This window comes from Polaribacter cellanae (assembly GCF_017569185.1).
GTDB classification, from domain to species: Bacteria; Bacteroidota; Bacteroidia; order Flavobacteriales; family Flavobacteriaceae; genus Polaribacter; species Polaribacter cellanae.
The window spans coordinates 3,554,621-3,567,942 of sequence record NZ_CP071869.1 but is presented as its reverse complement, the minus strand read 5'-3'; the positions used below and the strand labels follow the sequence as shown (position 1 = coordinate 3,567,942).

The 13,322-nt window shown below is 30.3% G+C and carries 12 protein-coding genes and 1 riboswitch; of the genes, 9 read left to right on the top strand and 3 right to left on the bottom strand.

What is annotated here, in order from left to right:
* Positions 1-102: 102 nt before the first annotated feature.
* On the bottom strand, positions 103-909 hold the full coding sequence (locus tag J3359_RS15870) for a TlpA family protein disulfide reductase (RefSeq protein ID WP_208078014.1): 807 nt from the start codon (positions 907-909) through the stop codon (positions 103-105).
* 390 nt (positions 910-1,299) lie between these two features.
* Positions 1,300-1,489: riboswitch (cobalamin riboswitch) on the top strand.
* Between the two features lie 184 nt (positions 1,490-1,673).
* Here J3359_RS15870 and metE point away from each other — a divergent pair.
* Both metE and J3359_RS15860 read left to right on the top strand, forming a co-directional pair.
* Positions 1,674-3,986: a 5-methyltetrahydropteroyltriglutamate--homocysteine S-methyltransferase gene (metE, locus tag J3359_RS15865; RefSeq protein ID WP_208078012.1), complete on the top strand. Its 2,313-nt coding sequence runs from the start codon at positions 1,674-1,676 to the stop codon at positions 3,984-3,986.
* A 65-nt stretch (positions 3,987-4,051) separates the two neighbouring features.
* On the top strand, positions 4,052-4,438 hold the full coding sequence (locus tag J3359_RS15860; protein ID WP_208078006.1) for an acyl-CoA thioesterase: 387 nt from the start codon (positions 4,052-4,054) through the stop codon (positions 4,436-4,438).
* A 50-nt stretch (positions 4,439-4,488) separates the two neighbouring features.
* Here the strand turns inward: J3359_RS15860 and J3359_RS15855 are convergent, their stop codons facing one another.
* Positions 4,489-5,262: an alpha/beta fold hydrolase gene (locus tag J3359_RS15855; protein ID WP_208078005.1), complete on the bottom strand. Its 774-nt coding sequence runs from the start codon at positions 5,260-5,262 to the stop codon at positions 4,489-4,491.
* 109 nt (positions 5,263-5,371) lie between these two features.
* Entirely contained in the window at positions 5,372-6,085 is a 714-nt protein-coding gene (locus J3359_RS15850) for a pyridoxine 5'-phosphate synthase (RefSeq protein WP_208078004.1), read from the bottom strand.
* A 60-nt stretch (positions 6,086-6,145) separates the two neighbouring features.
* On the opposite strand from J3359_RS15850, the gene J3359_RS15845 reads away from it, so the two are divergent.
* From J3359_RS15845 to J3359_RS15815, 7 genes are all read left to right on the top strand, one after another.
* A complete protein-coding gene (locus J3359_RS15845; RefSeq protein ID WP_208078002.1) occupies positions 6,146-6,805 on the top strand; it encodes a CBS domain-containing protein in 660 nt (219 codons plus the stop codon).
* 80 nt (positions 6,806-6,885) lie between these two features.
* Positions 6,886-7,785, top strand: coding sequence for an NAD kinase (locus tag J3359_RS15840; protein WP_208078000.1), 900 nt, complete (start codon positions 6,886-6,888; stop codon positions 7,783-7,785).
* 106 nt (positions 7,786-7,891) lie between these two features.
* Positions 7,892-8,569 carry a type IX secretion system protein PorG gene (gene porG / locus J3359_RS15835; RefSeq protein ID WP_208077999.1) on the top strand — a complete coding sequence of 226 codons (678 nt, stop codon included), beginning with the start codon at positions 7,892-7,894 and terminating at the stop codon, positions 8,567-8,569.
* A gap of 2 nt (positions 8,570-8,571) precedes the next feature.
* Positions 8,572-9,315 carry an undecaprenyl pyrophosphate synthase gene (gene uppS / locus J3359_RS15830; protein WP_208077997.1) on the top strand — a complete coding sequence of 248 codons (744 nt, stop codon included), beginning with the start codon at positions 8,572-8,574 and terminating at the stop codon, positions 9,313-9,315.
* A 7-nt stretch (positions 9,316-9,322) separates the two neighbouring features.
* The gene (gene bamA / locus J3359_RS15825; RefSeq protein ID WP_208077995.1) at positions 9,323-11,848 is read left to right on the top strand and encodes an outer membrane protein assembly factor BamA; all 2,526 of its coding nucleotides are present in this window, start codon (positions 9,323-9,325) and stop codon (positions 11,846-11,848) included.
* A gap of 63 nt (positions 11,849-11,911) precedes the next feature.
* Positions 11,912-12,709 (top strand): OmpH/Skp family outer membrane protein, encoded by a 798-nt coding sequence (locus J3359_RS15820; RefSeq protein WP_208077993.1) that lies wholly within the window; start codon positions 11,912-11,914, stop codon positions 12,707-12,709.
* A 12-nt stretch (positions 12,710-12,721) separates the two neighbouring features.
* Positions 12,722-13,252, top strand: coding sequence for an OmpH/Skp family outer membrane protein (locus J3359_RS15815; RefSeq protein ID WP_208077991.1), 531 nt, complete (start codon positions 12,722-12,724; stop codon positions 13,250-13,252).
* The last annotated feature ends 70 nt before the right edge of the window (positions 13,253-13,322 follow it).

The following is a 13,322-nucleotide window of genomic DNA, read 5'->3' as shown; positions in this document are numbered from 1 at the left end:
AAAAAACCTTAAAGAAACAACAGTTTCAATAATTTATAACTGTTGTTTTTTTAATGCGTTTAGCCTAGCTTTGAAGAAAAGTCCAGTTCTTTGTTAGGTGTCTTATTTTTGTATTAAACTTTCAATTGTTTTTTCTATATCATTAATTGTTGTTGAGCCTAAACCAGTGGTTGAGTATACAATTTTAGAGTTTTTATCTATAATAATATGAGTTGGATAGCCTGACACCTTATAATCTATAGCAATCTTTTCGCTATTTGGAATTATAGTATAATAAAAGTCCTTTTTCTTTAAAAAAGAATCAATTCTTGATTTACTATTCGTAGCAAAGCCTAAAAAAACAATGTCTTTATTTTTATATTTTTTTACTAACTCATTTAATTCAGGCATTTCCATAACACAAGGTTTACATTCTATAAACCAAAAATTCATAACAATAATTTTTCCCTTTAGGCTATTTAATGAAAATTCATTTCCATTAATGTCAGTTGCAGAAAAGACAGAAGCATCTGTTCCAATTAAATCACTTTGACTATTTATTTGAGCCTGCATTTCTTTCATCATTTTTTTCTCGTCTTCTGTTGCTATTCTTAAAACAGCAACTTTAATCTCTTTATTACTATCTATATAAAAATCAGGAGTATAATTTCCTGACATCATAGCTTCCATCATTTCATTTCCTCTTATTCTTTTTCCTTTAATATTGTAAACAGGAATGCTTTCTCCATCAAACATAATTTGTTTGTCAGATAGGTCTTTTTCACTAGCCTTGGTTAAGCCTTTTAAATACTCCTTTTTCTCAACTTTATCAGTCTCTTTATTTTGAGCTATTAAGTTTATTGAGCAAAAACAAGTTAATAAAATCGTTAAGACACTAATTTTCAAGATACTAATTTGTCTAATTTTCATACTGTTATATATTTTTATTTACAACAAAGAAACAATGTTATTTTGTTAATGTATATTATGTTAAGTTAATTAATGTTAATGTGTGTTAACTACACCAAAGTTTTTTGTATAAAATTAGTTGCGTTTTTTAAGCATCTAATTTAGTAAATAATAGGCTAAAGGCGTTAAAATTCCCTTGAAAACAAATCATTTTGTTGATATTTTAATCCGAAATTATGCTTTTGGTTTAAAATAATAACAATGCACTGTATTCTAACTCCTTATTTTAAGAAACAGTACACTAAAAAACTGAATACTTTTTCTCAAAAAAAAACTATTCAAAATTTATTAAACTAATAATCTCAACAAATTTTATAATACCTTTGTCGCTAGAAAGAAGTTCTTTTATTTAATTTCATCGTACGATAAGGTTTTACTTAGCTGTAGATTAATAGGGAATCTGGTGCAAATCCAGAGCTGTCGCGCAACTGTAAGTAACATTTAAAGATTTTTATCCTTGTGTTCCACTGTTTTTACTAAAATGGGAAGGACGATAAAAATTGTTACAAGTCAGGAGACCTGCCTTTATCGATATGACTTTGCTTTCGCGATTTGAAGTGATTTGTCTATTTTGATGCCTTTTAAACATTTGGATGCTATTTTTAGCTATCTATATGTATTCACGCGCCATTATTTCAACTCATCATTTTATTTTTCGATAAGCAAAAAGAAGTTTTTAATTGAGCTTTTAAGTAATTATTAATTCATTATTTAAAAGTAAAAAAATGAAAACACACATTTTAGGCTATCCGCGAATTGGTAGCAAAAGAGAGTTAAAGAAAGCTTGCGAGCAGTATTGGGCTGGCAAAATTTCCGAAAAAGAGTTAAAAGAGGTTGGTAATCGTATTAAAAGCCACAATTGGAATCTTCAAAAAGAGGCAGGAATAGACCTAATTTCTAGCAACGATTTTTCTTTTTACGATCAAGTTTTAGATATGTCGCTTACCGTTAACGCCATACCTGAAAGGTATAAGAAACTTGATTTTAAATCGAATTTAGATTTATATTTCGCAATGGCTCGAGGACATCAAAAAAACAATATAGATGTACCTGCAATGGAAATGACAAAATGGTTTGATACCAACTACCACTTTATTGTTCCAGAATTCAAAAAAGACCAACAATTTAATCTTTTTTCAACAAAAATTATTAACGAATACAAAGAAGCAAAAAAACAAGGAATCGATACAAAACCTGTCTTAATTTCGCCTGTTTCTTATTTACTTTTGGGAAAAGAAAAAGAGGAAGGTTTTAATAGAATCGATTTAATTAGCAACTTATTACCTGTTTACTTTAAAGTTTTAAATGAACTGGAAGAAGCTGGAGCAAAATGGGTTCAGTTTGATGAACCTCTTTTAGCTTTAGATTTAACCGAAAAAGAAAAATATACAATAAAACAAGTCTATAAACAAATACAAAAAAAATTTCCAAAACTTAAAATTATTGTAGCTACTTATTTTGAAGGATTACAAGATAATTTAAAATTAGCGGTAAACCTTCCTATCCATACCTTACATTTAGATTTGGTTAGAAACCCTAATCAATTACAAGATGTATTAAACAATACTCCCAAAAATTTATCTATTTCTTTGGGTATTGTAGATGGTAGAAACGTTTGGAAAAACGATTACCAGCAATCTTTAGCTACAGTACAAAAAGCTGTAGAAGTGTTAGGGAAAAATCGCGTTTTAATAAGCACAAGTTGTTCTTTGCTTCATGTTCCTTGTGATTTAGATAGTGAAAATAATGAGGCTATTTTAAATTTAGAAATAAAAAATTGGCTTGCCTTTGCCAAACAAAAAGTAAATGAGGTTGTTATTTTAAAGCAGTTATTTTTAGATGATACAACTGAAAAAAGTAAAAATATCATTTTAAAAAATCGTAAAGACATCAGTAGTAAAAAAACATCTACTTTAATAAACAACCCAAAAGTTAAAGCTAGAGTTGCTACTATTTCTAATGAACATACCAAGAGAGACAACCCATTTTCAACTCGAAAGATACTGCAAAAAAAAGCGCTGCACCTTCCACTCTACCCAACAACAACTATTGGCTCTTTTCCCCAAACCAAAGAAGTCCGTTCTTGGAGAAATAAATTTAAAAAAGGTGAAATTAGCCAAAATGAATATGAAGAATTACTAGAACTAGAAACTAGAAAAGCCATAAATTGGCAAGAAGAAATTGGACTTGATGTTTTGGTTCACGGGGAATTTGAACGTAACGACATGGTAGAATATTTTGGCGAACAATTAAATGGATTTGTTTTTACAAAATTTGGTTGGGTGCAAAGTTACGGGAGCAGATGTGTAAAACCTCCTATTATTTTTGGAGATGTTTCTCGACCAAACCCTATGACTGTAAAATGGACAAAATTTGCACAAAGTTTAACTTCTAAATTAGTAAAAGGAATGTTAACAGGACCAGTAACTATATTACAATGGAGTTTTGTAAGAAACGACCAAGACCGTTCCGTTACTTGTAACCAAATTGCATTAGCCATAAGAGATGAAGTTAAGGACTTAGAAAAAGCCGGTATTCAAATAATTCAAATTGATGAGCCAGCTATTAGAGAAGGTTTACCTTTACGAAAAACCGACTGGCAAAATTATTTAAAATGGGCAATAGACGCTTTTAAAATAGCATCTTCTGGCATTCATGACGAAACCCAAATTCACACTCATATGTGTTATTCCGAATTTAATGATATCATACAAAATATTGCAGACATGGATGCAGATGTAATAACCATTGAATGTTCTCGTTCTCAAATGGAATTGTTAGATGCTTTTGCCGATTTTAAATATCCGAATGAAATTGGTCCTGGTGTTTACGATATTCATTCTCCAAGAGTGCCAAATAAAGATGAAATGGTTTTATTATTAAAAAAAGCAAAAAAAGTAATTCCAGAAAACTTACTTTGGGTAAACCCAGATTGTGGTTTAAAAACTAGAGGCTGGGATGAAACAAAAAAAGCTTTAACAGAAATGGTAACAGCTGCAAAAATTTTAAGAGAAAAAACACTTAGTAATAGTATTTAATTTTATAAAATCCACTTTACAATATTTTTTTGTAAAGTGGATTATTTTAATAATTCGAAAACATCATGACAATAAAAGAGAGAATTGAAGAATCTGAAACACGCCAATTTAAAGCCGTTTTTCCAAATACAACAAATCATTACGACACACTTTTTGGAGGTACTGCCTTGTCTTTAATGGATGAAGTTGCTTTTATAACTGCAACAAGGTTTAGTAGACAAAGAATGGTTACTGTAAGTAGCAACAAGATCGATTTTACAAAACCGATTCCTGCAGGAACCATAGTAGAATTGATTGGTAGAGTATCGCACATTGGAACCACAAGTCTAAAAGTAGAAGTTAATATTTACATAGAACAAATGTATAATTACCAAAAAGAACACGCTATTTTTGGAGAGTTTACCTTTGTAGCCATTGATAAAAACAAAGATCCTGTAAAAATTACTCAGTAATTTTATAAAGACTTAAAGTGTTTTATAAAGTCGTAGAACTTTTAAAAAATTCAATTTAAAAACGTACAAACTTCATTATAAAACTGCTTTGGGTTTTCGGCATGTGCCCAATGACCAGCATTTTTTAATTCCACAATTTTAGAATTTGGAAAATGAGCTTCGATAATTGGTGCTTCGTTTTCTGTAATGTAATTCGATTTTTCACCTTTTAAAAACAACGTTTCTTTTTCAAAAACAGTAAATGGTGGTAATGCTTCCCCAACTTCAGGATTATTTTTTGTGAGCGATTGTAAATTAAATCGATATGCCAATTGTTCTTTTTCTTTCCAATAAATATTTTTCATTAGAAACTGTCGCACGCCAAATTCTGGAATTAATTCTGAAAGCTTCTTCTCCACTAATTTTCTTGTATTTTGAATAGAAAAATCAATCGAATTTAAACCTGCTAAAATAGCATTATGATGTGGTTCGTACATCCTTGGAGAAATATCTACTACCACCAATTTATCAACTAAACCTGGATAGGTAACTGCAAATAGCATTGCCGTTTTTCCTCCCATAGAATGCCCAATTAAATAAATGTTTTCTAATTTATAATGTTGTATATAATTGTGTAAGTCTTTCACTAAAACTTCATAATTAAATGCGTCTTCATGAAAGCTTCGTCCGTGATTTCTTTGATCTATTAAATGTACTTGAAAATCTTCCGAAAACTGATTTCCCAACGTTTTCCAGTTATCGCTCATTCCGAAATAACCATGTAGAATTAATAATGGTTTTCCTTCCCCTTTTATGGATGAATGTAATATTGGATTGTTTTCCATTTTTTTATTTTTCTCGCAAAGTCGCATTTTTTTCTGCTACTGCCACTAAATATTATTCATTTTTAACCACATAAAAATCATAGGTTTGCTACGAACTTTTACTAAAAACTTATTTCAATCGGTGCAAATACATATTCACTACATTTTCCAAGCCTAAATACAAGCTTTCTGCAATTAAAGCGTGTCCTATAGAAACCTCGGCTAAATGCGGAATATTTTCTTTGAAAAATTTAATATTATCTAAACTTAAATCATGCCCAGCATTAATTCCTAAACCTAATTGATGAGCTAAAATCGCAGCTTCTGTATATGGTTTTACAGCGTTTTTATTTCCAATCTCGAACTGAGATGCAAATTCTTCTGTGTACAATTCAATTCTATCTGTTCCCGTTTTTGCAGCAGCTTCAATCAGTTTTAAATCGGTATCAATAAAAATAGAAGTTCTAATGCCATTTTGTTGAAACTCTTTAATTACTTCCTGCAAAAAATCTTGATGTTTTATAGTATCCCAACCTGCATTCGATGTAATAGCATCTACAGCATCTGGCACCAAAGTAACTTGCGTAGGTTTTGTTTCCAAGACCAAATCCATAAAACTTTTTATAGGATTTCCTTCTATATTAAATTCTGTAGTTACTATTTTTTTTAAATCTCTTGCGTCTTTATAACGAATATGTCGTTCATCTGGTCTTGGGTGAATTGTAATTCCTTCCGCTCCAAAACTTTCGATATCTTTAGCAACTTTTAATAAATTCGGTACATTTCCACCACGAGAATTTCTTAAAGTTGCAATTTTGTTAATATTTACGCTTAACTTTGTCATTGTATAAAATTAGGTTGCAAAGATAAACCATTAAATCATTTTATCCTATATTCGTGACGTATGAACATTACAGATTACATATTAAATGAGATAAAAGCGTTGAGCTTAAAGAATAGTGTAAAACAAGCAAAAAATTTGTTTGATAATTTTCCAATTACACATTTCCCTGTAATAGAAAATGGCAAATTACTAGGTTCTCTTGCGGAAGATGATATACATACCATCGAAAATAAAAACGACGAATTAGTCGCATACAGTTATTTATTAAATTCTTTTTTTGTTGATGAAAAAGCGACTGTTTTAGAACTTTTAAAGATTTTTGCAGATAATAATAGCAATATTATACCTGTTTTAAACGAAGAAAAAGAATATATTGGTTATTACGATTTATGCGATGTTTTAGACGTTTTTTCCACGAGTCCGTTTATGATGGAAGACAGCGAAACTTTAATTATAGAAAAAATTGAAAATGATTATTCTATGAGTAAAGTTTGCCAGATTGTAGAATCGAATGGAGGAAAATTATTAGGCATTTACATCTCTGAAAGAAAAGATGATTTGGTGCAACTAACCTTAAAAATTATTACAGAAGACATTAACGAAATTATGCACACGTTTAGAAGATACGATTACAAAATAGTTTCCACGCACGAGAATGATATTTACTTGGAAGACTTAAAAAACAGGTCAGATTACCTCCAGAAATATTTGGAAATGTAACTTTGGAAGTTGGAAGTTGGAAGTTGGAAGTTGGAATAATAAAAATTTTAGGAATTCAAGAAATAAAACAATTATAAAGTTTGAAAAAAGTAGCAGTTTACGGACAATCATATTCAATTTCAGCAGAGAAAGAAATTCAGATTTTACTGGAAGTTCTTGAGGAAAATAATATTGTTTGTTTTATTGAGAAGAAATTTTACGATTTATTAATTGAAGGAGGTATTTTGGATAAGAAATACCCTACTTTTTCTCATTTTTCTGATTTAAACAGTTCTTTCGAAACCATGTTTACTTTAGGTGGAGATGGAACCATATTAAGAGCAGTTACTTACATTAGAGATTTAGGGATTCCGCTTTTAGGAATAAATACTGGTAGACTGGGTTTCTTAGCCACCATTAACAAAAAAAACATTAAAGAAAGTGTAGAGTTAATTATAAGAGGCGAATATTCGTTGCAAGAAAGAACACTTTTATCTGTTAGAACAGTACCCAAAACAGAAGAGTTTACTGAATTAAATTTTGCCCTAAATGAAGTAACAATCGCAAGAAAAAACACAACTTCTATGATCGGTGTAACCACCAATTTAAATAACGAATATTTAACCAATTATTGGGCAGATGGTTTAATAATTGCTACACCAACAGGTTCTACAGGATACTCTTTAAGTTGTAATGGACCTGTAATTTCGCCAGATTCTAAAAATTTAGTCATTACACCTATTGCACCTCATAATTTAAATGCAAGACCCATGGTTATTTCTGACGGAACCTCCATTCAATTAGAAGTAGATTCCAGAGAAAAAGAGTTTTTAATTTCTTTAGATTCTAGAATTACCACAGTTCCAAAAAACACAAATGTTTTTATTGAAAAAGCCGCATTTACCATACAAAGTATAATTCCTAAAAATCAATCTTTTTTACAAACTTTACGCAGTAAATTATTATGGGGAGAAGATACCAGAAACGAAACCAATCTTTAACGATTTTACCACAATAAATTTTTAAAATAGTTGTTATTCAAAAAAGACTGAATATTAACTTTATAAAGCAAATTGATTTTCCTATATTTGCTCGCTATTTTTTAGAATGAAAAACAGTATATTATTTATCGTATTTGTAAGCTTTTCTTCGATATTATTGGGGCAAGTGTACGAAATTGGAGTTTCTGTAGGAGGCTCTAATTATGTGGGTGACATTGGTAGAACAAACTACATTTACCCTAATAGACCAGCTGGAGCTGTGTTTTTTAAGTACAATTGGAACCCAAGAATGGCCTTAAGAGCTACTTACAGCTATTTACCAATACAAGGAGATGATGTAAATGCAGATACTGATTTTAAACAAAACAGAGAATTAAATTTTAAAAACACAATTCACGAATTGGCAGCAGGTATGGAATACAATTTTTATGAATTTGACATGTCGTCAAAAGATAAAACTTGGACGCCTTACATTTTAGTTGAATTGGCTGCATTTAGGTATAAAAGTGCGCAAGCAGAACCACAGCCAGGAGAATATGTGTTTACAAACAAAACATCTTATGCAGTTCCAATAGGAGTTGGTTTTAAATCTAAATTATATGATGCTTTAGCCTTTTCTGTTGAAGCAAAATTTAGATATACTTTTGTAGACGATTTAGATTATTCTACACCAAGTATACCATCTTTAAATTTTGGAGGAACTGGAAATGATTGGTATATGTTTACAGGTTTTTCTTTAATATATACATTTGGGAGACCCGCTTGTTATACAGAAGGTTTATAAATATGGATAAAAAACTACGCATTAACTTACAAAGAGTACCAAAACACGTTGCCATTATTATGGATGGTAATGGACGCTGGGCTAAAAGTAAAGGAATGAATAGGATTTTTGGACACAGAAATGCCCTAACAGCTGTAAGAGAATCCGTAAAAGGTGCTTCACAAATTGGTGTAGACGCAATTACTTTGTATGCATTTTCTACTGAAAACTGGAAAAGACCAAAGATGGAAGTAGATGCATTAATGAGTTTATTAATTAACTCGTTAAAAAAAGAATTGCCAGATTTTCAAGAAAATGGTGTAAAAGTAAACGCCATTGGAAATATAGAAACACTTCCTAAAAAAGCTCAAAAAGTATTAAAAGATGTTATTTTTGAAACCAGAAATAACACCAAAATTGTCTTAACCTTCGCTTTAAGCTATGGCTCAAGAGAAGAAATTGTTAATACTATCAAAAACATATCTAAAAAAGTTGTTAATAAAGAACTTTTAATTGAAGAAATTGACGAAAATACTATTAATAACCATTTATATACGTTTAATTTGCCAGAGGTAGATTTAATGATACGTACAAGTGGTGAACAACGTATTAGTAATTTCTTATTATGGCAAATGGCCTATGCCGAATTATATTTTACAGATATACTTTGGCCAGATTTTAGAAAAGAGCATTTTTACGATGCAATTATAGAATATCAGAATAGAGAACGAAGATTTGGAAAAACAAGCGAACAAATTACAGAATAAATTTTTTATGAAATTACTTTCTGCCACAATAGTGTTTACAGCACTATTTTTTACTTATAGCACAACTGCACAAGTTAAAAAAGATAGTTTATCCGTAGTTAAAAAAGATACGATATCTACCAATAAATTAAGTTACGAAAAAGGTAAGGAATACATTTTAGGTGGTGTTTCTGTAACTGGTCTTCAAAAATTTAGCGAAGAAACTGTACGTGTTTTTACAGGCTTAAGGTATGGGCAACCCATTAAACTTCCTGGAGACAAATTAACAAGTGCTATTAAAAAATTATACGAAAGTAAACAATTTAGCGACGTAGATGTTTATCTAGCAAAAGTAGATGGAAACACGGTTTACCTTCAGTTCGATGTGCAAGAACTTCCTCAATTAAATCAAGTAAAAATAAATGGAATTAAGCGTTCCAAAGCAAAAGAACTTATTAAAGAAACCGATTTAAAATTAGGTGTAATGGTTACAGACAATTTACTTGTAACTACTAAAAATTACTTCGCAAAAAAATATACAGATAAAGGTTTCTTAAAAACAAAAGTTTCTATAGATGTAAAAAAAGACACTTCCGACATTAATAGTGTTAATATGTCTGTTTTTATCGACAAAGGAAAAAGAATTAAAATAAAAGACATCATTTTTACTGGTAACAAAGCACTTTCTGGAAGACAGTTAAGAAAAGCGATGAAAAACACCAAAGAGAAGTTTTTTGGTCGTTTCTGGAAAACCTCTAAATATATAGAAGAAGATTACCAAGAAGATTTAGAAAGTATTGTAGACAAATACAGTAGATTAGGATATAGAGATGCTCGTATTTTAAGTGAAAACATTACATGGAACGACGATAATACCATTAATATAAATATCGATTTAGAAGAAGGTAGGCAATATCGTTTTGCAGAAATTTTATTTGTTGGTAACAAAGAATATACAGACGAGCAATTGCATCAAATTTTAAGAATCGATAAAGGAGACATATATAATGGAGCCGTTTTAAAAGAACGTGTTAAAGGAGATGGAACTCCAACCTCTTTCGACATCTCTACAACATACCAAGACAATGGCTTCTTGTTTTCTCAAGTAAATGCTGTTGAAACAAAGGTAGAAAACGACTCTATTACTGTAGAAATTAGAATTAGAGAAGACGAAAAAGCACGTATTAAAAAAGTAACTGTTTCTGGAAATGACAAAACAAACGACCATGTACTTTTTAGAGAATTACGTGTAAAGCCAGGGAGTTTATTTAGTAGAAAAGAAATTATTAGATCTATTAGAGAAGTTGGTCAATTAGGTTTCTTCGACCAAAACGTGGTTCCAGATGTTAATCCCAATTATCAAAACAAAACAACAGATATTAATTTTAATGTTGTAGAAAAAGGTGGTAGCCAAATCGAATTGCAAGGAGGTTATGGTGGTGGTTCTTTTATTGGAACGCTAGGATTGTCTTTTAACAATTTCTCTATCAGAAATATTTTTAAAAAAGAAGCCTACAAGCCATTACCTATGGGAGATGGTCAAAAACTATCTTTAAGATTACAATCTAGTAGAACTTATAACACTTACAGTTTCTCTTTTACAGAACCATGGTTAGGTGGTAGAAAACCAAGATCTTTATCCTTCTCTATTTATTCTTCAAACCAATATCAATTAAACCCACAAACTTTTGATGTAGATAAAAGTAGAAGTTTAGGAATTATTGGAGCTTCTTTAGGTTTAGGTGAACGTTTAAAGTGGCCAGATGATTATTTCCAGTTATCGCAAACTATTTCTTACCAAAGTTTTAAATTGAATAACTACGGCTTTAGAGTTGGAGCAGATGTATTAAATAATGGTACCTTAAACAATTTATCTTATAGTGCTACATTGGCTAGAAATTCTGCTGGACCAAGTTTAATTTTTCCAACTTATGGATCTGAATTCTCTTTTGGTGTAAAAGCAACATTACCTTATTCTCTTTTAAATAATAAAGATTATTCTGGTTTAGCTCCTGCAGAAAAATACAAATGGTTAGAATATTATAAACTAAATGCAAAAGGAAAATGGTATACTTCTTTTACAGATAAATTAGTATTAATGTCTAACGCAGAAATGGGGTATTTAGGATTTTATAACGATGAGTTAGGACAGTCTCCATTCGAAAGATATTTTGTTGGTGGAGATGGAATTGCCGTTTTTCAATTAGATGGTAGAGAAGTTGTTGGTTTAAGAGGATATCAAAACAACAGATTATCTTCTATCGAAGGTGGTACCATTTACAATAAATTTCAGCTAGAATTAAGATATTCGATTACAGATTCGCCATCAGCATCTATTTATACCTTAGGTTTTTTAGAAGCAGGTAATTCTTATGACAATTTTAAAGATTTTAATCCGTTTAAAGTAAAACGTTCAGCTGGTTTAGGTATAAGAATTTTTATGCCTGCATTTGGTTTATTAGGAATCGACTTTGCACATGGATTTGATCCATTACCTGGACAATCTGAAAAATCTGGCTGGCAAACACATTTTATTATCGGAAGACAATTCTAAGAAAACTGTACATTTGTAATGTCGAAGTTTTTTTGGCACGGTTTTTTCTAACACTTTATACAAATGAAAAAAATATTTTTATCAATCGTTCTTTTACTTAGTGTAAGTATTTCCTGGTCTCAAAGAAGCCAAATAATTGCTTATATAGATATGGAGTACATTCTAGAAAATGTTCCAGAGTATTTAGAAGCTCAAAATACTTTAGACGAAAAAGTTGTAAAGTGGAGACAAACACTAGATAAAGAAGCGAGACATATAGAAGTATTAAAAAGCGACCTAGCAAACGAGAAAGCAATACTTACCAAAGATTTAATCGAAGAAAGAGAAGAAGAAATTGCTTTAAAACAAGACGAACTTAGAAGATTAGAATCTTTGTACTTTGGTCCTAGAGGAGATATGTTTTTACTAAGAAAGCAATTAGTAAAGCCAATTCAAGACCAAGTTTACAATGCAATACAAAGCATTTCTGCAAGAAAAAAATATGACTTTGTTTTTGATAAATCTAGCGACTTAGTAATGCTATATTCAAATAAAAAATACGATATTAGCGACCTCGTTTTAGCAACTATAGATAGAACAAGATTAGTAGATAAAAAAAACGCAAAAAGAGAACAAAGAAAAAACGCAACAAAAGAGTTAACACCTCAACAAAAAGAAGCAATAGCTAAGAAAAAAGCAATTGTAGCAAAAAAACTTTCGAAAAAAGAAGCAAAGAAAAAAGCGTTATTAGATCGTAGAAACGAATTACTAAAAAAAAGAGCAGAAAAAAGAGAAAAATTACGAAAGAAAAAAGAAGCGCTAAAAAAGAAGAAAGAAAATCAAAAGAAAGAACAAGAAAAAAAAGACGAGAATAATAATTAAATTAAAACAAGAATGAAAAATTTAAAAACGTTACTATTAATTGCTGTATTTACTTTAGGGGTAGCTGGTGTTGCAAATGCACAAAAAATAGCTCATGTAGATTACCAAAGAGTAATCGATAATATGCCAGAAACTAGAGCCTTAAGTGTTACTTTAGAAAAATTAGGTAAGTCTTACCAAAGTGAAATTGAAGGAATGAAAAAGAAATTGGAAGCAAAATACCAAAAGTATACTGCAGAACAAGAAACCCAAACTCCAGATACTAACAAAAAAAGAGCAGAAGAAGTTCAGTTAGAAAGAGCAAGATACGAGCAAGCACAACAAACTGCTTATCAAGAAATGCAAAAGAAGCAAGCAGAAGAGTTACAGCCTATCGTAAAAAAAGCGGAAAAAGCTATTGAAGAAGTAGCTGCTGCAAAAGGAATATTATATGTTTTTGATGCAAAATCTTTAATCGTAAAAAAAGGTGAAGATATTTATGATGCAGTAAAAGCTAAATTAGGTTTATTAAAAGACAAACCAAAAACGCAAACAAAAAATTAATAACATCTATTTTTGTTGCGCATATTTTACAAACGCAACAAAATATAGTAAAGCAACAAGAGGTAGTAAT